Source organism: Jatrophihabitans sp. (assembly GCF_036000465.1).
In the GTDB taxonomy this organism is placed as follows: domain Bacteria; phylum Actinomycetota; class Actinomycetes; order Mycobacteriales; family Jatrophihabitantaceae; genus Jatrophihabitans.
The window spans coordinates 16728-39561 of record NZ_DASYFV010000021.1 but is presented as its reverse complement, the minus strand read 5'-3'; the positions used below and the strand labels follow the sequence as shown (position 1 = coordinate 39561).

Here is a 22834-nt window from a genome sequence, read left to right as displayed (position 1 = left end):
ATGCTCGATCCGTCGTTCGCCGACCGGCTCGACGCGCTGCTGGCCGACGACGACGCCGAGCGCGGGCGCCGCTACCCCGGGCCGGCCGCGGGGCGCCAGCCCGTGCATACCGTCTACGTACCGGCCGACCGCTTCGCCGAGCACACCGTGGTCGAGTGGCGGGCCGGCGCGCTGGCCGCGCTCGACCAGCACGGCCCGCTGCCTGCGGTCGATGCCGCCGCCGAGGCGACCCTGCGCGACAAGATGGCCGCCGAGCCGATCGAGGACCTGCGCATCGACTTCGAGGACGGCTACGGCGTCCGCGACGACGACGCCGAGGACGAGGCCGCCCGCGCCGCCGGCATCGCGCTCGGCCGCATGCGCGACGTTCCGCGGTTCGTGGGGCTGCGGATGAAATCGCTCGAGGGCGCGACCCGGCGCCGGGGCCTGCGCACGCTCGAGCTGTTCCTCGAGTCGCTGCTCGGCTACGGATCGCTGCCCCGCGGCTTCCGGGTCACGCTGCCGAAGGTCACCTCGGTGCGCCAGGTCGAGGCGATGGTCGAGCTCTGCGCCGCGCTCGAGTCGGCGTACACGCTGCCGACGCTGCGCTTCGAGCTCCAGATCGAGACGCCGCAGGCGATCCTCGGCGCTGACGGCACCGCCCTCGTCGCCCCGATGCTGCACGCCGCGCTCGGCCGCTGCGTCGGGCTGCACTACGGCACCTACGACTACAGCGCCTCGCTCGGCATCGCCGCGGCCCAGCAGTCGATGGAGCACCCGGTGGCCGATCACGCGAAGGCGGTCATGCTCGTGGCCGCCGCCGGCACCGGCGTGCCCGTCTGCGACGGCTCGACCAACGTGCTGCCGGTCGGCGGACGCGAGCAGGTGCAGGCGGCGTGGGCGCTGCACGCCCGGCTCGTCCGGCGCTCGTTGGAGCGCGGCTACTACCAGGGCTGGGATCTGCACCCGGCCCAGCTGCCGACCCGCTTCGCCGCCACCTTCGCCTTCTACCGCGACGGCGCCGACCCCGCCGTCGCGCGTCTGCGGGCCTATCGCGACCGGGCCGGGAGCGGCGTGCTCGACGAGCCGGCCACGGCCCGTGCCCTGGCCGGGTTCCTGCTGCGCGGCATCGACTGCGGGGCCCTCGACGCGGTCGACGTCGCCGCCCGCGCCGGTCTCGACGTCGAGACCCTGCGCGCCCTGCTCTGAAACGGGGAACGCCCCCTCCGCACGGGGCGGAGGGGGCGTTCGTCGAGCTGGCTCTAGAAGGACGCCTCGGGGACGTCCATCAGCGCGTTGTCGATCGACTCGGCGATCGTGCGGCGCGCGGCGAGTTCGGGCAGCACGGTCGTCGCGAAGAAGCGGGCGACGGCCGGCTTGCCCTCGTAGAACGCGCGGTCGGCGGCCGAGACGCCGTTGCCGTCGAGCTTGGTGAGCGCCACCGAGGCCTGCTTGAGCAGCAGGTAGCCGACCATGAGGTCGCCGGCCGACATCAGCAGGCGGGTGGCGTTCTGGCCGACCTTGTAGACGTTGGCGACGTCCTCCTGCGCGCTCATCAGGTGCTGGAACATCGCGCCGACGATGCCACCGAAGTCCTCGAGCGCCTTCTTCAGCGCCGCGGCCTCCTCCTTGAGCCGGCCCTCGTCGGCGATCGACTCGAGGAAGCTGGTGATCTCGGTGGAGAGGAACCCGAGTGCGGCGCCCTTGTTGCGGACGATCTTGCGGAAGAAGAAGTCCTGCGCCTGGATGGCCGTGGTGCCCTCGTACAGGGTGTCGATCTTGGCGTCGCGGATGTACTGCTCGAGCGGGTAGTCCTGCAGGTAGCCCGAACCGCCGAAGACCTGCAGCGCCTGGGCGAGCTGGTCGTAGGAGCGCTCCGAACCGACGCCCTTGACGATCGGCAGCAGCAGGTCGTTGACCGCCTCGTCCAGGGCGGTGTCGGCGCCGCTGTGCTCGCCGACGATGATGCGGTCCTGCGCCGACGCGGTGTAGTAGACGAGCGCCCGCAGCCCTTCGGCGTACGCCTTGTTCAGCATCAGGCTGCGGCGGACGTCCGGGTGGTTGATGATCGCCACGCGGGGCGCGGTCTTGTCCGAGGCCTTGGTGAGGTCGGCCGACTGGACGCGGGTCTTGGCGAAGTCGAGAGCGTTGAGGTAGCCCGTCGACAGCGTGGCGATGGCCTTGGTGCCGACCATCATGCGGGCGTGCTCGATGACCTGGAACATCTGCGCGATGCCGTCGTGCACGTCGCCGACGAGCCAGCCCTGGGCCGGGACGTCCGGGTTCTCGCCGAAGCGGAGCTCGCAGGTGGTCGAGGCCTTGAGGCCCATCTTGTGCTCGACGTTGGTGACGTAGGCACCGTTGCGCTCGCCCAGCTCACCGGTCTCGGGGTCGAAGTGCCACTCCGGCACGACGAACAGCGAGAGGCCCTTGGTGCCCGGGCCGGCACCCTCGGGGCGGGCCAGCACCAGGTGGATCACGTTGCCGACCATGTCGTTGACGGCCGAGGTGATGAACCGCTTGACCCCCTCGATGTGCCACGACCCGTCGGGCTGCTCGACGGCCTTGGTGCGGCCGGCGCCGACGTCGGAGCCGGCATCGGGCTCGGTCAGCACCATCGTGGCGCCCCAGCCGTTGTCGATCATGCGCTGGGCCATCTTCTTCTGCGTCTCGTTGCCGTTGGCGTAGAGGATGCCGGCGAACGGGGCGCCCGCCATGTACATGTGCAGCGCCGGGTTCGAGCCCAGCACCTGCTCGGCGATCGCCCACACGACGGTGCGCGGGACGAGCTGGCCACCGAGCTCGGGGATCGTCTCGACGCGCCACCACTCGCTGTCGAACAGGGCCTTGAAGGACTTCTTGAACGACTCCGGGATCTTCACCGTGTTCGTGTCCGGGTCGAAGACCGGGGGGTTGCGGTCGGCGTCGGCGAACGAGGCGGCGAGCGGCCCCTCGGCCAGCTTCGCGACCTCGGCGATCATGCCCTTCGCGGTGTCGACGTCGACGTCGGCGAACGGCGCGGTCTCGAGGGTCTGGTCGGTGCCGAAGACCTCGAAGAGGTTGAACTCGATGTCGCGGACGTTGCTCTTGAAGTGACCCATCGGAGGGCTCCTGCTCTGCTGACGGACGGCGGGCAACAACTGTTACTCGCTAGTAACAACGAGGGTATTACCGGCGAGTAACTGTCGCAAGGCCTGCTTGCAACCGTTAGCAGGCCCACAGCTGCGTTAGACGCGCTCCCCCCGGCCCCGTTGAGTGGCGAGTCCTCGGTTGAGTGGCGACGAGAGACGCGCCACTCAGCCCCCGAACTCGCCACTCAACGGGATGTGCGGGGGCGGCGCGCTACCCCGGGACGGGCGCGCTCAGAAGATGACGCGCAGCCGGATGGTCTCGGGCATGGCCCGGATCTGATCGACGATCGCCTGGGTCGTGCCGCTCGCGCTGTCGGTGACGACGTAGCCCAGCTCGCCGCTGGTGCCCAGCATCTGGGCCTCGACGTTCACGCCGCTCTCCGCGAGCAGGCCGTTGACCCGGGCGAGCACGCCGGGGACGTTGCGGTGCAGGTGGATCAGCCGCAGCGTGCCCTGGGCCCGCGGCAGGGCGAGGCCGGGCACGTTGACGCTCATCGAGGTCGAGCCGCTGAGCACGAAGTCGCGGAACTTGCCGGCGACGAAGCGGCCGATGTCCTGCTGGGCCTCCTCGGTCGAGCCGCCGATGTGCGGGGTGAGGATGACGTTGGCCAGCCCGCGCAGCTCGGACCTGAACTCGTCGCCGCGACCCTTGGGCTCGACCGGGAAGACGTCGACGGCCGCGCCCGCGATGTGGCCGCGCTCGATGTGCGAGCGCAGCGCCACGTAGTCGACGACGAACCCGCGGGAGAGGTTGAGGAACAGCGAGCCCGGCCGCATCGCGGCGAAGTCGTCCTCGCCGAAGAAGTTCGCGTTGGCCGGCCGCCCGTCGACGTGCAGGGTGACGACGTCGGCCTCGGCCAGCAGGTCCTTCAGGGTCAGGCAGCGCTGGGCGTTGCCCAGCGCGAGCTTGTCGGCGGTGTCGAAGAACAGCACCTTCATGCCCAGGCTCTCGGCCAGGACGGACAGCTGCGTGCCGATGTTGCCGTAGCCGACGATGCCGAGCGTGCGGCCGCGCACCTCGTGGGCGCCCTCGGCCGACTTGTCCCAGACGCCGTCGTGCATGAGCGCGTTCTTCTCGGTCAGGCGCCGCGTCATCGAGATGATCTCGGCGATGGCCAGCTCGACGACCGAGCGGGTGTTGGAGAACGGGGCGTTGAAGACGGTGACCCCGTGCGCGGACGCGGCGGCGAGGTCGATCTGGTTGGTGCCGATGCAGAAGGCGCCGATCGCGACGAGGTCGGTGGCGGCCTCGAGCACGCGGGCGGTGATGTGCGTCTTCGACCGGATGCCGATGAGGGTCACGCCGGCGATGCGCTCGATGAGTTCGTTCTCGTCCAGGGCCCGGTCGATGCTCTCGACCTCGAAGCCCGACGACACCAGGATCTCCACGGCGTCGGGGTGGATCTGTTCGAGCAGCAGGACGCGGACCTTGCCGGCGGTCATGAAGAACCCTCTGGACGGAAGTATGGGTGCGCTCGCGAGTCTAGGGCCGGACGCGAACCGCCCCCGCCCCGATGACTCGGGACGGGGGCGAGGTCACAGCCCGGGCGCGCCGTTGCGCCGGGGTGTCACAGACACATCACCGGTAGGCGCGCCGCCCCTGGCGACCGCCGACGCGGCGCCAGATCAGCAGCGCGATGATCGCGCCGACGATCGAGCCGAACAGGCCGGACGGCTGCAGGAAGCCGGCCGCGGCGTCCTTGTGGAACAGGACGTAGCCGAGGAACCCGCCGATGAACGAGCCGATGACGCCCAGCAGGATCGTGCCGCCGATGCCGAGGCGATCCCGGCCGGGCACGAGCAGGCGGGCGAGCGCGCCGGCGATGAGGCCGACGAGGATCAGCATGAGAACGAAACCCATGGGGCACAACCTCCTGAAGTGTTGCCCGGGAGATACCCCGGCCCGATCGTGGCCTAACTGTGCGGTGTCACAGATACATCGACGAGGTCAGACCGACGCCGGGCGGCTGATGCCGATGCCGCCCGGGGTGGTCGCGCCGTAACGCTCGATCTCGCGGCGCAGGTCGAGCGGGCGGATCGCCGAGCGACCGGCGAGCGCAGCGGCGTCGAGCCGGTCGGCCGGGACGATCCAGGCGATCTCGAACTCGAGGCCGTCCGGGTCGTGGCCGTAGAGCGACTTGGTGGTGCTGTGGTCCGACGAGCCGACCAGCGCGCCCGCTTCGGCGAGCCGCACCATCAGGGTCTCGAGGTCGGCGAGCGTGTCGACCTCCCAGGCCAGGTGGTACAGCCCGACGGTCGAGCGGCCGGCCGGGGACGGCCCGGCCTGGGCGCCGATCTCGAACAGGCCGAGGTCGTGGTCGTTCGCGGAGTCGGGGGCGCGCAGGAAGGCCGCCTTGCCGCCGAGCTCCATCAGCACCTCGAACCCGAGCACGTCGCGGTAGAAGGCGACGCTCACCGCGACATCGCGGACGTAGAGGACGGCGTGGTTCAGGCGGTGGATGGCCATGGGTCAGCTCCTGGTGGATCGGGCCGGACGAGCCTACGTCCGCTTCGTTGAAGGTTCAACCAAAGCCGCATCCGTACGATTCCCGCCGTGGCGACGACACGATGGCTGACCGCCGAGCAGCAGCGCGCGTGGCGGGCCTACCTCGAATCGACCAAGGTGCTCTTCGATGCCCTCGATCGCCAGCTGCAGCGCGAGGCCGACATGCCGCACGCGTACTTCGAGGTGCTGGTGCGACTGTCCGAGGCCGAGCAGCGCTCGCTGCGGATGAGCGAGCTGGCCGACCTGACCCTCTCCTCGCGCAGCCGGCTGTCGCACGCGGTCGCCCGGCTCGAGGAGCGCGGCTGGGTCGTCCGGACGAAACACGAGACCGACGGGCGTGGGCAGATCGCCACCCTGACCGACGCCGGCTTCGCCGTGCTCGAGTCCGCCGCGCCGGGTCACGTCGACACGGTGCGGCGCTACGTGATCGACGGGCTGTCGGACGAACAGCTCGAGCAGCTCGCCGCCATCGGCGAGACGATCATCGCCCGGGTCGAGCGGGGTCCGGCCGACCCGGAGTGCCTCGACCCGGGCGCGTGACCGTCAGCGGGTGACCTTGAGCAGCGCGCGCCAGGTCGACGGGTACATCGGGCCCATCGCCGGCAGGTGGTGCGCCGCCTGGAAGCGCTTGACCGCGTTGACGGTGCTCATGTCGTAGACGCCGGTCGCCGGGATGTGCAGCGCGGCCTGCACCGCCATGACCGCCGGGCCGCGGAACGACCAGTACAGCTCGGCGCCGGAGTACTTGACCAGGGCCTTCTTGGTCGCGCTCGCGCTCGATGCCGCCGACACCTTGCTGTAGTCGGCGCACGGCGACCAGCGCGCGCCGGTGTAGCGCGGGGCCCAGTTCAGATCCGCCGGGCGGCACGGACCGAAGTCCGTGTTCGCGGCGACCCGCCGCGTCCAGAACGAGGTGCGTCCCATCGCGCCGTTCCAGCCGAGCGAGATGTGCATGTGGGTGCGGTGGCAGGCGTTGTCGTTCGCCCGGGAGAGCAGCTTCGAGCAGCCGTTGTAGTCCGCCCAGCGGCCGTCCCAGGCACCCCACATCTTGTTGTCGAAGATGATGTACATGATCCCGAGGCGACGGGCCATGGCGAACCGGTTGCCGGCCTTGTCGGTGCTGAGCAGCCAGGTGAGGGTCGCGCGGGCGGCGGCGTTCTGGCGGGTGTCGCGCACGCTGACCATCCAGTCGATGGCCCGGCCGTCGTAGTGCTCGCTGCGGGTGCCGTCGGTGCCGCACGCGTACGTCGAGTTCCAGCTGGAACCGACCGCGCCGTAGGTGGCGGCCAGCAGGCGGGCCAGCTCGAGCGTGCCGGGCCGGACGTGCGGGTCGCAGGTCGTCTGCTCGACGTAGTCGGCCATCGGCTCGATCGAGGTCGGCAGCCCGGCCGGGATGCGGGGGGCGGTGGCCAGCGCGGCCGGGGCGACCACGCCCAGGCCGACAGCGGCCAGGGTGGCGATGACGAGACTGACGAGGCTGCGCGTGAGCAGTCGGGGCATTACTGAGGTCCTTCGCGATGTTCGGTTCCCCGCCGACGTATCCCGCTTGATCATCATGCCTATCGGCCCGGCTGGCGCAAACCTGAACCCCGGATGTCCGTAGGGTCGACCGCATGGCGGACGTCGCGATCGTGGGAGCCGGGCTGACCGGGCTGGCCGCCGCGGTGCGGCTGCATCTGGCCGGGCTCGAGGTCGAGGTGTTCGAGGCGTCGGACGCCGTCGGCGGGCGGGTGCGCACCGACCGGCGGGACGGGCTGCAGCTCGACCACGGCTTCCAGCTGCTCAACCCGGCCTACCCCGAGGCGAGGCGCGTGCTCGACCTCGACGCCCTCGATCTCCGGTCGTTCGGCGCCGGTGTCACCGTGCACCGCGGCGGCGCGCGCCACACCCTCGGCGACCCGCTGCGGCTGCCGTCGGCGGCGCTGCCGTCGGTGCGGGCGCCGTTCGGTTCGCTGCGCGAGAAGGTGGCCGCGGCCCGCTGGGGCGCGGCGGTCGGCTTCGGTCCGGTCGCGCGCATCCGCCGCTGCCCCGACGAGTCGCTGGAGCAGACGCTGCACCGGCACGGCCTGACCGGCGAGATCGGTGAGATCGTGCGGCTCTTCCTGGCCGGCGTCGTGGCCGAGGACGAGTTGCTCACGTCGCGCCGGTTCGGCGAGTTCCTGCTGCGGAGCTTCGTCCGGGGCACCCCGGCCGTCCCGGCGCGCGGCATGCAGGCCATGCCCGAACAGCTCGCCGCGCGGCTGCCCGACGGCACCGTGCGGCTGAACACCGCGGTGCGCCGCCTCGACGGCCGGTCGGTCGTCACCGACGACGGGACGGTCGCCGCGCGGGCCGTGGTCGTGGCCGCCGATCCGGTGACCGCCGGGACGCTGCTGGGGCGGCCGGCGCCGGCGATGAAGGCACTCACCACCTACTACCACCTCGCCGCCCAACCGCCCGCGACGAACCGGCTCCTGCACATCGACCTCGACCGCGGCGGTCCGATCGTCAACACCGCCGTCGTCTCGAACGTCGCGCCCGGTTACGCCGACCGCGGGGCGCTCGTCGCCACGACGGTCCTCGGGGCGCACGGCGCCGAACTCGAATCCGCGGTGCGGGCCCAGGCCGGCCGGATCTACGGCGTCGAGCCCGCCGGGTGGGAGCTCGCCGGCACCTACGCGATCGGCCGGGCGCTGCCCGCGGTGCCGCCGGGGCAGCCGCTGCAACGTCGGGTCGACCTCGGCGACGGCCGGTTCGTCGCCGGCGACCACCGCGACACCGCGTCGATCCAGGGGGCGCTCGTCTCCGGGCGCCGCGCGGCCGATGCCGTTATTGCCCGGCTGGGTCGGAGCAGTCCGGCGGTTTGATCGGCCGCACCTTCCGGGTATGACGACAGCGACCGTCGCGGGGTGCGACGGCGCTGGTGGCTGTTCCGGAGGAGCTGTGGCGGAGCCCGTGCTCGAGCCCACCGCCGCGACGAGCCCCGGGGCCGTCGCCGCGGCCGGCCTCGAGGTCGCCACCCTCTCGGCCGACACGCTGCGCGCCGGCATCCGGGTCACCGGGGCGCTCCTCCCCCACACGAGCGCGCTGCTCGTCAGCATCCTGCGCACCCACGTTTGCAGCGGGCGCCGCTACCTGCGGGTCGACCTGTCCGACGCCGAGGTCGGCGATCCCGCGGTCATCGAGCAGCTCGTCGACGCGCACCGGTCGATCGCCGAGCTCGGCGGGATGCTGGTCTTCGAGAACGCCGGTCCCCGCGTCGTCGACGCGATCCGCGGGGCCGACCTCTTCGTCCAGCCGTCGGACTGAGAGCTCTCAGGCCGGTTCGGTCACCAACTCGCGTCCGGTCACGACCTGCTCGGCCGGCGCCGGGGTCTCGAGCACCACGAGCGCGATGACGATCGACAGCCCGACCAGAGCGGCCGCGACCCAGAACGCCAGGTGATAGCCACCGGTCAGCGCGGCCGGCACCGACGCGCCGCTGGCGGACAGGTCGAGGCTGCGTGACGCCGAGAGCGTGGCCAGCACGGCCAGCCCGAGCGCGGCGCCGACCTGGGCCGTCGTGTTCACGAGACCGGATGCCAGCCCGGCGTTCTCCGCGGTCACGCCCGACATCGCCAGCGTCATGAGCGCCGGGAAGGCGAGCCCGGCGCCGATCCCCAGCAGCACCATGACCGGCAGCACGTGCACCAGGTACGTCCCGTCGACCGGTGCCTGGGTGAACCAGACGAGGCCGGCGGTGATGAGGGCGAGCCCGGTCACCATGACCGAGCGGGCGCCGTAGCGGGAGACCAGCGGTTCGGTGAAGCGCACCGAGAGCGCCCCCATCAGCACCGTCGTGGGCAGGAAGGCGAAGCCGATGTCCATCGCGCCGTAGCCGAGCACCTTCTTCAGGTAGAGCGAGCGCATGAAGAAGATGCCGAACATGCCGGCCACGCTGGCGATCTGGATCAGGTTGGCGCCAGTGACGTTGCGCGAGCGCAAGATGCCGAGCGGGACGAGCGGCTGCGCCGCGGTGAGCTCGCGGGCGAGGAAGAGGGCGAGGAGGACCAGGCACGCGGCGGCGAGGCCGAGCGTGGCCGGATCGGTCCAGCCGTCGCTCGCGGCCGGCCCGACGATGGCATAGACGCCGATCATCAGGGACGCGGTGATGGTGAGCGCGCCGGCGAGGTCGGCCCCGCGCCCGAGTCCGATGCCGTCCTCGTGGTCGACGAGGCGCCGCGCGAGCGCGGCCGTGACCGCCCCGAACGGGATGTTGATGAAGAAGATCCAGTGCCAGTTGATCGTCTGGGTCAGCACGCCCCCGGCCAGCAGGCCGACCGCGCCGCCGGCCGAGGCGACGAAGGCGAAGGCGCCGATGGCCCGCGCCAGCTCGCGCGGTTCGGGGAACATCGTGACGATCATGCCGAGGATGACGGCCGAGGTCATCGCCCCGCCGACGCCCTGCACGAAGCGGGCCGCCACGAGCACCGCCTGGCTCTGGGCCAGCCCGCAGCCGAGCGAGGCGACGGTGAAGACGGCGAGGCCGGTGAGGAAGACCCGGCGTCGGCCGAGCAGGTCACCGAGGCGTCCGGCCAGGAGCAGCAGGCCGCCGAACGCGATCATGTAGGCGTTGACGACCCAGGCCAGCCCGGCGTCGGAGAAGCCGAGGTCGGCCTGGATCGACGACAGCGCAACGTTGGTGACGGTCAGGTCGAGAACGATCATCAGCATGCCGGTGCACAGCACGATCAGGGCGGCCCAGCGGCGTCGGTCGGCGGTCATCGCGTTCTCCTGCGTTCAGCGGGTCGGGTCATCGGTACGTCGAACCTGGCGGCCGGATTTCGACAGCCCGGGCTACGCGGTCAGGACCGTGCCGAGCTTGTCGAGGATCTCGGCGGTGCCCTGTTCGCGCTGGGCGTTGGTGTCGAGACCGTCGAGGAACGCGCCCTGCTCGGTCATGACCAACCGGGCGCCGCCGGGCACGCCGGTGATCTCGATCGTCGCGACCGAGACCGAGATCCGGCGACCGTCCAGGTGCATGTCGTAGGACCAGACGGCCCGCTCGTTCGGGACGATGTCCTGGTAGACCGCGTCGTAGGCGTAGGTCGGCCCGTTCGGGATCGCGCCGCGCAGGCGCTCGCGCCCGCCGACGGTGAAGTCGAGGGTGTGCTCGGCGCCGGGATCGGTCTCGTCCGGACCGAACCACTGCGCCTTCGCGGTCTGGCTGGCCCACGCCGCGAACACCCGCTCGGGCGACGCCGGGAAGGTGCGCTCGATGGTGAAGGACGCGTGGACGACGGAACGTTCGGTCATGACGGGGTCTCCTCGGTGGGGTTGTCGGGATGGGCGGCGAGGTAGTCGCCGAGTCGGTCGAGGCTGCGCTCCCAGCCGCTCTGCCGGGCCGCGATCCAGTCCTGGACGGTCGCGAGCCGGGTCAGCTCCAGCCGGCAGGTGCGCACCCGGCCCACCTTCTGCGTGCTGACGAGGCCGCTGCGCTCGAGCACGGTCAGGTGCTGGACCACCGCGGGCAGCGACATCGCCAACGGCGCTGCCAGCTCGCTGACCGAGGCCGGGCCGTGCCCGAGCCGCTCGACGATGCCGCGGCGGGTGGGGTCGGCGAGCGCATGGAAGAGCACATCCACCCCGCCCAGTTGGTTAAGCATGGACTTAAGTATTGGGTCAGGACGCGATCTGTCAAGGCGACCCGGCAAAACGCTGGATATATGGACGAATCGTGTTTCACCGGGCCCACTCCTGGGTAGGCGGGGAAATGCAGCGCGGCCCGCCAGCCGGCCGACGCGCCCCAGCGGAAGGTGACCGACCGTGCGGATCCGTCCACTCGTCAGCCTGTTCACGACACTCGCGCTCGCCGGGACCGGCGTCGCCGCGGCCACCGGCGCCGCCGCCCCGAGACAGGTCAAGCAACCCACCGCCACCGGTGCGGGCGGCGCGGTCGCCTCGGCCGACTTCGACGCGTCGAAGGCGGGCATCGCCGTGCTCCGCGGCGGGGGCAACGCGGTCGACGCCGCGGTCGCCACCGCCGCCGCCCTCGGCGTCACCGAACCGTTCGTCGCCGGCCCCGGCGGCGGCGGTTTCATGGTCGTCTACCTGGCCCGCGAGCACCGTGTCGTCACCATCGACGGGCGGGAGAAGTGCCCGGCCACCTGCACCTCGCGGCAGTTCATCGACCCGGCGACGGGCAAGCCGCTGCCCTTCGAGGAGGCACGGCGCTCGGGTCTCTCGGTCGGCGTCCCGGGCCAGGTGAAGACGTGGTCGAACGCGGTGCGGGCCTACGGGCGCAAGTCGTTCGGCAGCGACCTGCAGCCGGCGATCCGGGTCGCCCGGCGCGGGTTCGTCATCGACCCGAACTTCAACGAGCAGGAGCGGATCGCGCTGGCCGATCTGCAGTCGTTCACCGGCAGCCGCAAGCTGTTCCTCACCGCGGCCGGCCAGCCGCTGCCCGTCGGCAGCACGCTGAAGAACCCCGACCTCGCGCGGACCTACCAGCAGCTCGCCGCCCACGGTCCGGACTACCTCTACCGGGGCCCGCTCGGCGCCGCCGTGTCCGAGGTGGTGCAGCACCCGCCGGTGTACCCCGGTGTCGCGACCTTCCCGATCCGTCCCGGCAGCATGACCCGGGCCGATCTCGCCGCCTACACCGCTCCGGAGCGGGCGCCGACAAAGGTGAGCTACCGCGGGCGCGACATCTACAGCATGCCGCCGCCGTCCTCGGGCGGGATCACCATCGGCGAGGCGCTCAACATCCTGTCCGGCTACGACCTGTCGAGGGAGCCCCGGGCCCAGGCGCTGTTCCACTACCTCGAGTCGTCGCGGCTGTCCTTCGCCGACCGCAACGCCTACATCGGCGACTCCGACTACGTCGACGTTCCGCAGCACGGCCTGCTCGATCCCGCCTACGCCGCCACCCGTCGCTGCCTGATCGGCTCGACCGCGCTGACCTCGCCGGTCCTGCCCGGCCGCCCGTACCCGCCGTACACCGGCTGCACGTCGGCCGCGAAGGCGGGCACGCCCGACAACGAGGGGATGGAGACGAACCACCTCACCGTCGCCGACAAGTGGGGCAACGTCGTCAGCTACACCAACACCATCGAGCAGCTCGCCGGCAGCGGCATCACCGTGCCGCACGCGGGCTTCCTGCTGAACAACGAGATGACCGACTTCGACTTCGCCCCGGCGACGCCGAGCACCTACGACCCGAACCTGCCCGCCGCCGGCAAGCGGCCGCGCTCGTCGATGTCACCGACGATCGTGTTGCGCAACGGCCGGTTCGACTTCGCGGTCGGCTCGCCCGGCGGCGCGACGATCATCACGACCGTCCTGCAGATCCTGCTGAACCACATCGACTTCGGCATGTCGCTGCCGGCGGCGATCGCGGCCCCGCGCGCCTCGCAACGCAACTCGGCCCGGACCGATGCCGAGCCGGCGTTCTCGGCCAGCCCGGTCGCGGCGCGGCTGACCGCGCAGTACGGCGAGACGTTCAACACGCTCACCGGTCCGGTGCTGCCGTCGCAGTCCTGGATCGGCAACGCCACCGGCATCCAGTCGCTCGGCCACGGGCGGTATCAGGCCGCGGCCGAGCCCGTGCGCTCGTTCGGGGGCAGCGCGCTGGTCGTCGATCCGACCGGCTGAATGCCGACGGGTGAGCGCCGGGCACGTCGGGCGCTAACCCGGGCCACGCCCAGGGCGACCCAGCCGACGGCGACCACCAGGACGAGACTGACGGCGCGGTAGAGCAGCACGGCGGCGGTGGCCGGGACGACCCCGATGCCGCCCTGCGTGAGGGCGAAGATCATGGCGGCGTCGACGACACCGAGGCCGCCGGGCAGCAACGAGAGCCCTGCGGCGCTCATGCCGGCGATGTAGGCGACGAGCACGACGACGAGGGTGACGCCGCGCGCGTCGACGGCCCGGCAGGACGCGACGAGACAGACCAGATCGGCCAGCCAGTTGAGCCCGGCGAAAGCGAGTCCGGCGAGCCAGTCCCGGTTCCGGGGCCGGATGGCCGTGACGTCGACGATCAGGCGGCGGAGCTGGGCGAGGCCGGCGTCGGCCGGCCGGCGCAGCACCCGGTTCGCCCGCACCAGCCCGGCCGAGACGACCTGCAGCCCGAGGCCGGGACGCAGGAAGCGGCGGCCGACCAGCGCGGCGAGCACCGCGGCCACGACGACGGCGATGACCAGCACCGAGCCGGTGCCACCGTCGCCGGCCACCACCGCGGCGACGATCGCGAGCAGGGCGAACGACACCGAGCTCAGCACGCCCGACGCGAGGATCGTGAAGCCGGCCGCGGGCACCGTCGCTCCCCACGACCGCAGCCGGCGGAACACGAGCCCCACAGCGAGGGCCGCACCGCCGGGCAGGCTGGCGTTGACCGCGTTCGCGGCGTACGTCAGCCCGACCATCCGGCGGGCCGACACCCGGGTGCCGCCCGCGGCGAGCATGCGGCGTCGGGCGCGGGCGAACGCGCCCATCGAGACGACCTCGGCGGCGACCGCGAGCAGGACCCAGCGCAGGTCGGGGTCGTCGAGGGTCGACAGCGCCCGGCCGAGGTAGGGCACGACCAGGTCCAGCTCGACGAGCAGGCCGGCGGCCAGCAGCCCGATCGCCGCCGCCTTCCAGCTGAACCGCCGACCGGACCCGGCCACGACCGCCTCGACCGGGTCGGCGACCTCGATGACGCTCATGCGAACGTCGGGCGCCTGGAGCCGTCGCCCTGCGTGGCGAGCCAGGAACAGGCGAGCTCGTACCCGTCCCGGATCAGGCGGCGGGTCTCGCGGAAGTCGAGTGGGTTGGTGGCCGGGCTGGTCGCCGCCGGCAGCAGGTGCACCTCACCGGCGGCGGCGAGGGCGTCGCGCCGCGCCGTCGAGTCGAGGATCTGGCCGAGGGCGTGATAGGCCATCGCGAGCGGTCCGCGCAGCTGGGCGCCCCGGTCGTCGGCGACGGCGGCCGGCAGCACGTAGGAGGTCGTGGCGCCGAGGGCCTCGGCCTGCAGGATCGGGATGTCGGCCGCGACCCCACCGTCGACGAGGCGCAGGCCGGCGCGGCGCACCGGCGGGTAGATGCCGGGGAAGGCGGCCGAGGCGAGCAGGGCCGACGCGGTGTCGCCGTCGGACATCACCACCGGCTCACCGGTCACCAGCTCGGTGGCGACGACATGCGCCGGGATCGCGGTTGCGGCGAGGTCGGCCGGCACCATGTCGGCCCCCAGCAGCTGGGCGAGCGGGGCCGGGTCGAACAGGCCGTCGACCCGGCCGACCAGGGCGCGGGCCAGCGTGCGGCTGGAGATGCCGGCGACGTGCCGGCGACGCAGGCTGTGCCAGAGCTCCTCGAGCCGGTCGAGTCCGGCCGGCGTCGGGTCGCTCGCGAACGCGACCGCGTTCAACGCGCCGGCCGAGGTGCCGATCACGAGATCCGGTTCGATGCCGACCTCGGTGAGGGCCCGGAGCATGCCGACCTGCGGCGCGCTCAAGCTCCCGCCGCCCTGGAACACGAACGCCACCCGGCCGGCGCGGGGCGAACCGTCGTCGATCACCGAGCCGTCGTCCCTCGATCGTGTCATCGCGCACCTGCCCGCCGCTCGGCCTGATAACCGGTCAAGCCGGAGGATGCCTCCGGTATTCCCGCGATGCAAGCGAAATTCCGAAGCGGACGACCCGGGCACGGCGGCAGCATTGCGACACGATCACGACGGAGGTATGTCGGGTTCGACGGCTATGCCAGGGCGCGGGTCACGGGTGAGTCGATCAATTCCGGACGGCTTGTTGCCCGCTCTCACAGCCGGTTCTACCGTCCCCCCTGCCGCCGAGGACCCGGCACCGGGTCGGGCCCGGCGCACGACGCGGGGGTCATGAGATGACACATCGCAGTGTCCGAGTCCGAACAGCCCTACTGACCGCAGCGACCGTCACGGCCGCGCTCCTGGCCGGCGCTCCGCCGGCCGCCGCGAGCGGCGCACCGCACATCACGATGGTCGTCGGCGGCCTGGCCGCTCCACGCGGTATCACCTTCGACGGCCGGGGGGCGATGTACGTCGCCGAATCCGGTGTCATCGGGGTCGGCCCGGTCGGAACGACGACCAGCGGCAAGGTGGACAAGTTCCGCCTGGGACACTCGTCGCCGATCTGGTCGACGGGCTTCGACTCGCTCTACGTCACCGAGAACCCCACGGCGCCCCCGGACGTTCTCGGGCCCGAGGGACTCAGCTCGCTGGGCGGCCGGTGCAACTCCGACGAGCGCGGCAGCTGCCCGATCACCCTCATCATGAGCGAGTCGACGCCCGGTGTCCTCGCCGCGACCGGCGGCCACGTGACGGCCCCGCAGGCCGGCAAGCTCTACCAGCTCGACCGCCGCACCGGAGCCGCGACCCAGAAGGCCGACGTCGGCTCGCAGATGTACCAGTTCACGTCCGACCACACGAGCCTGTTCCCCAGCGACTTCCCCGACTCGAACCCCTTCGGCGTGCTGGTCACGCGCTTCGGGCACTCCGATCGCACTCGCACCTTCGTGGCCGACGCGGGGGCGAACACGATCAGCGAGATCATGCGCAACGGCACGGCTCGCCTCGTCGCCTACATCCCCAACGAGACGTCCGCCCCGTTCCGCGACGCCACCCCGACCTGCATCGCCCAGGGGCCGGACGGCTACCTCTACGTCGGCACCCTGCACCTCGTCGCCAACCTGATCGCCCCCGGCACCGGAGGGCTGTCCGACGTGTGGCGGGTGAACCCGAACGCCAACTTCCCGACCGCGCCGACGCTGTGGGCCAGCGGACTGACGACCGTCACGGGCTGCACCTTCGACCGCCGGGGCAACTTCTGGGCGACCGAGATGTTCGCCGGAGGGTTCAGCGCGACACCGCCCGGCGACGTCGTTCGCATCCCGTTCCGGCACCCCACCGTGCAGGACCGCTTCGGCGCGGGCCAGCTCGCCCTGCCGGGTGACATCGCGCAGGGGCCGGACGGCGCCATGTACGTCACCGTCGGGTCGTCCGCCCCCGGCGTGAACGGCGCGGTGATGCGCCTGTCGACCGGACGCCACCACCACGACGACTGACCGACGACCGACCCCGCCGGGCTCAGGGACTTCCGGGCCCGGCGGGGTTACCGTGCACGAATGCGTCGAGCACTCGCGGTGCTGGCGTTGGCCGCGGGCCTGCTGACCGGCTGTACCGGCGGGGCCCTGCACCCGGCCCCGCCGGTCACGACCAGCCCGGCGCCGCGGCCCGTCCGGCCGCCGGCCGGGGTCGGCGAGCGGCTGGCCTGGCAGATCCCGCCCCAGCACGACGGCGGCATCGAGGGCTTCGCCGCGCCGATCAGCGTGCTGCCGGGGCAGCGGGTCCGGCTGTTCGTCTCCACCCCGGCCCGCTCGTTCCGGGTCCGGGCGTTCCGGATGGGCTGGTACGGCGGCGAATTCGGCCGCCTCACCTGGACGTCGCCCTCACTCCCCGGACACCGCCAGCCCGCCGCCATCGTCGAGCCGGCCGCGACGGGCACCGTCGTCGCCCCCTGGGCGCCGTCGCTGTCGATCGACACCGCGACCTGGGCGCCGGGCGACTACCTGCTGCGGCTGGACAGCGCCGGGGGCGGCGAGCAGTACGTGCCACTCACCGTGCGGTTCGGATCGGCCGCGGGGCGGGTCGTGCTGATCAGCCCGGTGACGACGTGGCAGGCCTACAACCGCTGGGGCGGACGCAGCCTGTACACCGGCGAGGACGGCACCTGGCTGAACCGCTCGAGGGCGGTCAGCTTCGACCGCCCGTACACGAAGCCGGGCGCGGGTGATTTCATCGCCGGCGAGCTGCCGGTGCTGGCCGAGGGCGAGCGGCTCGGGCTGCGGCTGGACTACGTGACCGCCCTCGACCTCGCGACCGTCCCGCACCTGCTGGCCGGCGCCCACGCCGTGGTGTCGATGGGCCACGACGAGTACTGGTCGCCGGCCATGCGCGCGGCGCTGACGGCCGCACGCGACGCCGGCACGAACCTCGCCTTCCTCGGCGCGAACGCGATCTACCGCCGCATCCGCATGGCGGCGACGACGCTCGGGCCCGACCGGCTGGAGACCAACTACAAGTACGCGCTCGAGGATCCGCTGCTGAGTCGCGCGACCACCGCGAACTGGCCCGAGGCGCCCTACGCCGATCCGGAGTCGCGGCTCATCGGTGCGCAGTACGGCTGTGTGCTCGCCGGTGCCCCGACCGCGCCGGCGGTCGTCGTGGACCCGTCGAACTGGCTGTTCGCCGGCCTGCGTCTCGGCGCCGGTGAGCACCTGCCGGACCTGCTCTGGCACGAGACCGACGCCGTGGAGCTCTCCTACCCGACGCCGCGTCCGATCGAGGTGCTGCTCCATTCGCCGGTGCGGTGCCAGCACCACCGACCGCTCAACCACGCCGAGGCCACCTACTTCGTGGCGCCCGGCGGCGCCGGCGTGTTCGACGCCGGCACCATGGCGTGGGCCTGCGCGGTGCGCGACAGCTGCCAGGAACCCGTCCCGGCCCGCACGAGCACGGTCGTGCGGACCGTCACCGACACCCTGCTGCGCGCCTTCGCGCTTGGCCCGGCCGGGCGCGCGCATCCGGCCGTCGACAACCTGGCTGCGCTCGGCCTCGACCGGTGATCGGCCGCCGCGGTCAGGTGCGGGTGTCCGCGTCGCGCAGCAGCTGTTGCAGGATCTCGAACTCGTTGAACATCAGCCATTCCTCGACGATGCGCCCGCCGACGATGCGATGCTGGCTGATGCCCCAGATGCGCACCTGGCGCCCGGTCGGCGGTCCGTAGCTGCCGAAGCCGCGATGGGTACCGACCGCGCTCCACCGGGTCGAGCTCAGGTAGCCGTCCTGCTCGTTGCCCATGTAGTAGACGTCGTCGACTCCGAAGGCGAGATCGGGGAAGGTGGCGATGAGGGAGAGCACGAAGGACTTGTAGGCGCCGCGGCCGTAGTACTCGCGGTCGCCCGGGCCGTGGAACCGCAGCGTCGCGGCGTAGACGTCGTCGACCACGTTGAGGCTGCGCCAGTTCCAGATGTGGTGGTACGCGTAGCGCAGGAACGCCTCGACGTCCTCGTGCGCCGCGACCGGCCCCGGCGTCTCACTCGGCGTGCCTTGGCCCAGCAACCGCTCGACCTCGCCGAAGCGCGGATCGGCGCCCGACGCGTCGGCGAGCGCGCGGTTGCCGAACTCGCGGGCCAGCGCCCGCACGTCGAGACCGAGCTGGCGCAGCAGGCTCACGTGGTTGTAGATCACGTGCTCGGCGAAGATCTCGTTCTCCAGCGCCACGCAGTTCGCGATGGCCCACACGACCACCAGGCGTCCGGTCGGCGGCCCCCAGCGCGAGAACCCCGTGTTGTGCCCGACGATCACCGTGCGGTGCGAGGTGTGGAAGCCGGCGCGGTCGTCCCCGGCCCAGATCACTTCGTCGGCGTAGAGCCGCACGTCGGGGAAGGCGTTGATGGTGTGCACGGTGTCGGCCACGATCTTGTCGCGCCCGTACTGCAGCCCGGAGTCGTCGACGACCTTCGAGTTGTGCCGGTAGGTCTTGTAGATCTGGCCGATGTCCTTCTCCTCCCAGATCCGGTGCGTGACCCGGAGGATGTAGTCGACGATGTCGACGTAGGTGTCGTCGAAGCCGGCCATGCTCTGCCGCCGGGCGCCCTGATCGACCCGCAGCCAGCGCCGGGTCGAGCCCTTCTCGCCGATCGAGATGCCGAAGTCGCCCGGCATCGCCCGGTGCGGGCGGTACGGGTCGATCGTCGCGACCGGCTCGGTCTTCGTCCTCGCTGCGTCGGCCATGTCCGTCCCCGTCAGTCGTTGAGCATGCTGGCCGGCGCTACGTAGCCGTTCGGGTCGAGGGCCCGATCGGCGGCCCGGGCCGCGCTGACGACGGCGGGTTCCCACTCGAGGTACACGCGACTCTCGCCGCTGGTCAGCAGGACGGCGAGGGCGGTCTCGTCGCCGACCGCCTCGAACTGCCGCCACGCGCCGGGCGGCACGGACAGGGTGTCGTAGGGGCCGAGCTCGACCGAGACCGGATCGGCCTCGTTGAGCGTGACCCGCAGCCGGCCCTCCTTGACGATCACCACCTGCGACTCCGACGTCCGGTGCCGGTTCATGCCGGTGCCTGGGGCGCACCGCAGCCAGGCCAGGGTGAGGCTGTGCGGGTCGGCGAGGCGCGGGGACTGGAAGCGGTCCTCGGTCAGCCCGTACCCGACGACGGTGGCGAGGTGGGCGCCGCCACCGGGCAGCGTCGAGTCGAGGAACGGACGTTCCGACCAGACTAGGTCGCCCGGCTGCGCCAGCCGGCCGCGCATCTCCTCCACGCTCACCGGGCGCAGGGTCGCGAGTTGCTCGCCGGTCAGCGGGCGGCGCAGCTCGACCCCGCTCGGCGTCTCGCCCGGCTCGGTCTCGATGAGCTTGTTGTCGATGCCGAGGTGGTTGCCGTACCTGGCCGACTCCTCGATCACCGACGGCGCCCAGATCAGGCCACCGCTGACGTCACGGCCGAGGGCGGTGAAGAGCCACGCATCGTCGGTCAGGCTGGTGAACCCGCGGAAGATCCAGGTCGGGATCGAGATGACGTCACCGGCGGCCACCACGGCCTCGCCGTCCTTGCCGTCGACGCCCCAGCGGAACTGCCACCGACCGGCGAAGCAGACGAACACCTCGGCGGTGAAGTGCAGGTGCAGGTTGTTGACGACCCCGGCCGGCATGACGGCGCCGCCGAGGTTGAACCCGTGCGGCGCGGTGACGGGCACGACCTGCTCGGCGTTCTCCGAGACTCCCGGGCCGATGAGCGGGTAGTTGATCTTGTCCTGCGAGCCGGGGATCTTCGTGTCGAGGAACGCGGCGCGGTCGGGCTTGAGATCCTGGCGCAGGATCGTCCGGGACGAGAGTTCATCGCGGGTGACGACGACGTCGGTGGTCATCGGACTCCTTCAGCACGATCGTGGCACGAGCAGTGAGTATACGTATGCATGATCTTCATGCCCTCCCGGGTTGTCAACGCTTTCGGCCCTACTCGGCCAGCCAGCGGCGCAGGGCGGCGGCGACCTCGGCCGGTCGCTCCAGCGGCGCCATGTGCCCGGCGTCGTCGAGGGTGACGAGGCGCGCGCGCGGGCAGTGCGCCAGCAGCTCGTCCTGCCGGGCCGGCGGGCAGACCTCGTCGAGGGCGCCGCTCACGATCAGCACCGGCACGTCGATCGCGGCGACGTCGTCGAGGTAGGAGGTACGGGCCTGCTGCGCGCGCAGCTGCCGGCGCAGGCCGTCGGGGCCGACGGCGCGAGCCATGCGCTCCCCCGCTGCCACGAGGGCGGGGTCGGCGCGCCGGGTCGGTGGCAGCGTGGCCCGGGCCAGATCGGCGGCGACGCCGTCGAATCCGTCGCTGTCGAGGTGTTCGAGCAGGGTCGACCACGCGGCCTGCTGGTCGTCCGACGGCCCGCGCCCGCTGGCGTTCACGAGCGCCAATCGCGTGACGCGTTCGGGCGCGCGGCGCACGATCTCCAGCGCGACGATCGCGCCGAGCGAGTGCCCGGCGAGCGCAAAGCGCTCCGGTGCCACGGCGAGCACCGAGTCGGCCATGCCGGGAATCGAGGCGTCGAGGTCGATGCGGTCGAAGCGGGGCTCGGCGACGCGGCCGAGCTCGGTGGCGACGCCCTCCCACACGGTTGCGTCACCGAGCATGCCGGGCAGCAGCACGAGCGGCTCGGGCGCCGCCTCGGCCGGCTCCGGACCCGATGCGGCGAGCCGGGTGAACAGCTGCCCCAGCAGCAGCTGCACGTTGAACATGACCGCCGTGTCGCCGGCGGCGAAGGCGCGCTCGGCGGCTTCCGGTGCGCCGACGATGGAGACGGGGACGATGCCCGCGGCCCGGGCGCGGTCACGCACGGCCTGCCCCGCGGCGGCGATGCGCGGGTCGTCGGGACGCCCGACGGCCCCGAGCTCGCAGGCGAGGTCGGCCGGCCCGAGCATCAGCCCGTCCACGCCGTCGAGCCCAGCGATGTCACCGGCGGCCGCAAGCCCGTCGGGGTCCTCGATCATCGTGATCAGGAGGGATTCGCGCGAGGCGTCGAGGTGCTCGGTCGCGGTGCGCAGGCCGTAGTTCCCGGCCCGGGTGTAGGCCGCGAAGCCCCGCCGGCCGAGAGGCGGGTAGTGCACGGCGTCGAGGTACGCGCGCGCCTGGTCGACGCTCGACACGTGCGGCGCGAGGATGCCGTGGACACCGAGGTCGAGCACCCGCAGCACCTCGTCCGGGCGCCCCACCCGCACGATCACGGCGATGCCGTTCGCCTGGGCCGCGACGACGTGATGGGTCAGGGCCAGCTGGTCGCCCGGCCCGTGCTCGGTGTCGATCACGAGGTAGTCGAGGCCGACCAGTCCGGCGAGCTCGACCAGGTTCTCGTTGGGCATCCGCACCAGGGCGCCGAGCAGCCGGTCACCGCGGCGGAAGCGGGTGGCGAACGGCGTCATCGCGCGACCATGCCGGCCGAGAGATCGATGTCGGCGCAGTGCAGTCCGGTCATGTGCAGCATGGCTACGACGGCCGCGCCCACCTCGTCCTCCTCGACCAACCGGTTGAGGGCGGCCCGGCCGGCGAACGCCTGCTCGGCGGCCTCCTCGGTGATGCCGAGCCGTTCGGCCTCGAGGCGGAAGTTGCGGGCCATCCGCGGTCCCCGCACCGGACCGGGCGAGAGCGTGTTCACCCGCACCCCGGCCGGCCCGACCTCGGCGCCGAGCGTGGTCGACAGGCCGAGGACCGCCATCTTGGACGCGGTGTACGGCGTGCGCAGGGCGAGCGGGCGCTTGCCCGACACCGACGCGAGGTTGATGACGTCGCCGCTGCCCCGCTCGATCATCGGCGGGAGGAAGGCCCGGCACATCAGGTACATGCCGCGGACGTTGACGGCGAAGACGGCGTCCCACTCGTCGGGCTCGATCTCGACAAGCGGCTTGACCGGTCCGGGCACGCCGGCGTTGTTCACCAGGATCGAGATCGTCTCGTCGACGAGACTCCGCGCGACCGCGGCGACCGAGTCCGGGTCGGCGACGTCGACCGCCGCGACGCGCGCCGGACCGTCGAGCTGCGCCCGGGTCTGTTCGAGCGCGTCGACCCCTCGCCCGGCGAGCACCACGCGGGCCCCGGCGGTGGACAGCGCCACCGCGATCGCCCGGCCGAGCCCGTTGCCGGCACCGGTGACCAGCGCCGTGCGGCCCTCGATCATCGATGCGCTCCCCGCCCTCGTCGTCGGC

21 protein-coding genes are annotated in these 22834 nt (G+C 72.2%); 7 read left to right on the top strand and 14 right to left on the bottom strand.

Annotation, left to right across the window (positions count from 1 at the left end; genetic code table 11):
* Nucleotides 1–1188, top strand: a complete 1188-nt coding sequence (locus tag VGN18_RS08390) for a DUF6986 family protein (RefSeq protein WP_327539220.1) — start codon at nt 1–3, stop codon at nt 1186–1188.
* A gap of 53 nt (nt 1189–1241) precedes the next feature.
* On the opposite strand, the gene VGN18_RS08385 is transcribed toward VGN18_RS08390, so the two are convergent.
* From VGN18_RS08385 to VGN18_RS08370, 4 genes are all read right to left on the bottom strand, one after another.
* Nucleotides 1242–3080, bottom strand: coding sequence for an acyl-CoA dehydrogenase (locus VGN18_RS08385; RefSeq protein WP_327539219.1), 1839 nt, complete (start codon nt 3078–3080; stop codon nt 1242–1244).
* A 261-nt stretch (nt 3081–3341) separates the two neighbouring features.
* Entirely contained in the window at nt 3342–4553 is a 1212-nt protein-coding gene (serA, locus tag VGN18_RS08380; RefSeq protein WP_327539218.1) for a phosphoglycerate dehydrogenase, read from the bottom strand.
* Between the two features lie 136 nt (nt 4554–4689).
* Nucleotides 4690–4971, bottom strand: a complete 282-nt coding sequence (locus VGN18_RS08375) for a GlsB/YeaQ/YmgE family stress response membrane protein (protein WP_327539217.1) — start codon at nt 4969–4971, stop codon at nt 4690–4692.
* A gap of 87 nt (nt 4972–5058) precedes the next feature.
* Nucleotides 5059–5577: a VOC family protein gene (locus VGN18_RS08370; RefSeq protein ID WP_327539216.1), complete on the bottom strand. Its 519-nt coding sequence runs from the start codon at nt 5575–5577 to the stop codon at nt 5059–5061.
* A gap of 87 nt (nt 5578–5664) precedes the next feature.
* Here VGN18_RS08370 and VGN18_RS08365 point away from each other — a divergent pair, with 87 nt between their 5' ends.
* A complete protein-coding gene (locus VGN18_RS08365; protein ID WP_327539215.1) occupies nt 5665–6156 on the top strand; it encodes a MarR family winged helix-turn-helix transcriptional regulator in 492 nt (163 codons plus the stop codon).
* 3 nt (nt 6157–6159) lie between these two features.
* On the opposite strand, the gene VGN18_RS08360 is transcribed toward VGN18_RS08365, so the two are convergent.
* Nucleotides 6160–7116 (bottom strand): peptidoglycan-binding domain-containing protein, encoded by a 957-nt coding sequence (locus VGN18_RS08360; protein WP_327539214.1) that lies wholly within the window; start codon nt 7114–7116, stop codon nt 6160–6162.
* A 113-nt stretch (nt 7117–7229) separates the two neighbouring features.
* Here VGN18_RS08360 and VGN18_RS08355 point away from each other — a divergent pair, with 113 nt between their 5' ends.
* On the top strand, nt 7230–8462 hold the full coding sequence (locus tag VGN18_RS08355) for an NAD(P)/FAD-dependent oxidoreductase (RefSeq protein WP_327539213.1): 1233 nt from the start codon (nt 7230–7232) through the stop codon (nt 8460–8462).
* Between the two features lie 88 nt (nt 8463–8550).
* A complete protein-coding gene (locus VGN18_RS08350; protein ID WP_327539212.1) occupies nt 8551–8904 on the top strand; it encodes an STAS domain-containing protein in 354 nt (117 codons plus the stop codon).
* 6 nt (nt 8905–8910) lie between these two features.
* Here VGN18_RS08350 and VGN18_RS08345 read toward each other — a convergent pair whose 3' ends face one another.
* The 3 genes from VGN18_RS08345 to VGN18_RS08335 form a co-directional block, all read right to left on the bottom strand.
* Complete coding sequence (locus tag VGN18_RS08345) at nt 8911–10359, bottom strand: MFS transporter (protein ID WP_327539211.1); 1449 nt, start codon at nt 10357–10359, stop codon at nt 8911–8913.
* A gap of 72 nt (nt 10360–10431) precedes the next feature.
* Nucleotides 10432–10890 (bottom strand): SRPBCC family protein, encoded by a 459-nt coding sequence (locus VGN18_RS08340; RefSeq protein WP_327539210.1) that lies wholly within the window; start codon nt 10888–10890, stop codon nt 10432–10434.
* Nucleotides 10887–11240 carry a metalloregulator ArsR/SmtB family transcription factor gene (locus VGN18_RS08335; protein ID WP_327539209.1) on the bottom strand — a complete coding sequence of 118 codons (354 nt, stop codon included), beginning with the start codon at nt 11238–11240 and terminating at the stop codon, nt 10887–10889. The genes VGN18_RS08340 and VGN18_RS08335 overlap by 4 nt, the downstream gene beginning before the upstream one ends.
* Before the next feature lie 160 nt (nt 11241–11400).
* On the opposite strand from VGN18_RS08335, the gene ggt reads away from it, so the two are divergent.
* Nucleotides 11401–13227 (top strand): gamma-glutamyltransferase, encoded by a 1827-nt coding sequence (gene ggt, locus VGN18_RS08330; RefSeq protein ID WP_327539208.1) that lies wholly within the window; start codon nt 11401–11403, stop codon nt 13225–13227.
* Here the strand turns inward: ggt and VGN18_RS08325 are convergent.
* Nucleotides 13161–14282, bottom strand: a complete 1122-nt coding sequence (locus VGN18_RS08325) for a YbhN family protein (RefSeq protein WP_327539207.1) — start codon at nt 14280–14282, stop codon at nt 13161–13163. The two genes, ggt and VGN18_RS08325, sit on opposite strands and share 67 nt — an antisense overlap.
* Nucleotides 14279–15157 carry a patatin-like phospholipase family protein gene (locus VGN18_RS08320; protein ID WP_327539206.1) on the bottom strand — a complete coding sequence of 293 codons (879 nt, stop codon included), beginning with the start codon at nt 15155–15157 and terminating at the stop codon, nt 14279–14281. The genes VGN18_RS08325 and VGN18_RS08320 overlap by 4 nt, the downstream gene beginning before the upstream one ends.
* A gap of 293 nt (nt 15158–15450) precedes the next feature.
* Here VGN18_RS08320 and VGN18_RS08315 point away from each other — a divergent pair, with 293 nt between their 5' ends.
* Both VGN18_RS08315 and VGN18_RS08310 read left to right on the top strand, forming a co-directional pair.
* Nucleotides 15451–16650, top strand: coding sequence for a ScyD/ScyE family protein (locus VGN18_RS08315; RefSeq protein WP_327539205.1), 1200 nt, complete (start codon nt 15451–15453; stop codon nt 16648–16650).
* Nucleotides 16651–16710: 60 nt separating this feature from the next.
* Complete coding sequence (locus VGN18_RS08310) at nt 16711–18210, top strand: N,N-dimethylformamidase beta subunit family domain-containing protein (RefSeq protein WP_327539204.1); 1500 nt, start codon at nt 16711–16713, stop codon at nt 18208–18210.
* Between the two features lie 13 nt (nt 18211–18223).
* On the opposite strand, the gene VGN18_RS08305 is transcribed toward VGN18_RS08310, so the two are convergent.
* The 4 genes from VGN18_RS08305 to VGN18_RS08290 form a co-directional block, all read right to left on the bottom strand.
* A complete protein-coding gene (locus VGN18_RS08305) occupies nt 18224–19381 on the bottom strand; it encodes an ester cyclase (RefSeq protein WP_327539203.1) in 1158 nt (385 codons plus the stop codon).
* A gap of 11 nt (nt 19382–19392) precedes the next feature.
* On the bottom strand, nt 19393–20514 hold the full coding sequence (locus VGN18_RS08300) for a cupin domain-containing protein (RefSeq protein ID WP_327539202.1): 1122 nt from the start codon (nt 20512–20514) through the stop codon (nt 19393–19395).
* Nucleotides 20515–20602: 88 nt separating this feature from the next.
* On the bottom strand, nt 20603–22054 hold the full coding sequence (locus tag VGN18_RS08295) for an aldolase/citrate lyase family protein (RefSeq protein ID WP_327539201.1): 1452 nt from the start codon (nt 22052–22054) through the stop codon (nt 20603–20605).
* A complete protein-coding gene (locus tag VGN18_RS08290; protein ID WP_327539200.1) occupies nt 22051–22806 on the bottom strand; it encodes an SDR family NAD(P)-dependent oxidoreductase in 756 nt (251 codons plus the stop codon). The genes VGN18_RS08295 and VGN18_RS08290 overlap by 4 nt, the downstream gene beginning before the upstream one ends.
* Nucleotides 22807–22834 lie beyond the last annotated feature (28 nt).

What these genes read in the sequence shown, in the direction of transcription:
- VGN18_RS08390 (WP_327539220.1), top strand. Translation starts at nt 1, where the DNA reads ATGCTCGATCCGTCGTTCGCCGACCGGCTCGACGCGCTGCTGGCCGAC.
- VGN18_RS08385 (WP_327539219.1), bottom strand. Translation starts at nt 3,080, where the DNA reads ATGGGTCACTTCAAGAGCAACGTCCGCGACATCGAGTTCAACCTCTTC.
- serA (WP_327539218.1), bottom strand. Translation starts at nt 4,553, where the DNA reads ATGACCGCCGGCAAGGTCCGCGTCCTGCTGCTCGAACAGATCCACCCC.
- VGN18_RS08375 (WP_327539217.1), bottom strand. Translation starts at nt 4,971, where the DNA reads ATGGGTTTCGTTCTCATGCTGATCCTCGTCGGCCTCATCGCCGGCGCG.
- VGN18_RS08370 (WP_327539216.1), bottom strand. Translation starts at nt 5,577, where the DNA reads ATGGCCATCCACCGCCTGAACCACGCCGTCCTCTACGTCCGCGATGTC.
- VGN18_RS08360 (WP_327539214.1), bottom strand. Translation starts at nt 7,116, where the DNA reads ATGCCCCGACTGCTCACGCGCAGCCTCGTCAGTCTCGTCATCGCCACC.
- VGN18_RS08355 (WP_327539213.1), top strand. Translation starts at nt 7,230, where the DNA reads ATGGCGGACGTCGCGATCGTGGGAGCCGGGCTGACCGGGCTGGCCGCC.
- VGN18_RS08345 (WP_327539211.1), bottom strand. Translation starts at nt 10,359, where the DNA reads ATGACCGCCGACCGACGCCGCTGGGCCGCCCTGATCGTGCTGTGCACC.
- VGN18_RS08340 (WP_327539210.1), bottom strand. Translation starts at nt 10,890, where the DNA reads ATGACCGAACGTTCCGTCGTCCACGCGTCCTTCACCATCGAGCGCACC.
- VGN18_RS08335 (WP_327539209.1), bottom strand. Translation starts at nt 11,240, where the DNA reads ATGCTTAACCAACTGGGCGGGGTGGATGTGCTCTTCCATGCGCTCGCC.
- VGN18_RS08325 (WP_327539207.1), bottom strand. Translation starts at nt 14,282, where the DNA reads ATGAGCGTCATCGAGGTCGCCGACCCGGTCGAGGCGGTCGTGGCCGGG.
- VGN18_RS08320 (WP_327539206.1), bottom strand. Translation starts at nt 15,157, where the DNA reads ATGACACGATCGAGGGACGACGGCTCGGTGATCGACGACGGTTCGCCC.
- VGN18_RS08315 (WP_327539205.1), top strand. Translation starts at nt 15,451, where the DNA reads ATGACACATCGCAGTGTCCGAGTCCGAACAGCCCTACTGACCGCAGCG.
- VGN18_RS08310 (WP_327539204.1), top strand. Translation starts at nt 16,711, where the DNA reads ATGCGTCGAGCACTCGCGGTGCTGGCGTTGGCCGCGGGCCTGCTGACC.
- VGN18_RS08305 (WP_327539203.1), bottom strand. Translation starts at nt 19,381, where the DNA reads ATGGCCGACGCAGCGAGGACGAAGACCGAGCCGGTCGCGACGATCGAC.
- VGN18_RS08300 (WP_327539202.1), bottom strand. Translation starts at nt 20,514, where the DNA reads ATGACCACCGACGTCGTCGTCACCCGCGATGAACTCTCGTCCCGGACG.
- VGN18_RS08295 (WP_327539201.1), bottom strand. Translation starts at nt 22,054, where the DNA reads ATGACGCCGTTCGCCACCCGCTTCCGCCGCGGTGACCGGCTGCTCGGC.
- VGN18_RS08290 (WP_327539200.1), bottom strand. Translation starts at nt 22,806, where the DNA reads ATGATCGAGGGCCGCACGGCGCTGGTCACCGGTGCCGGCAACGGGCTC.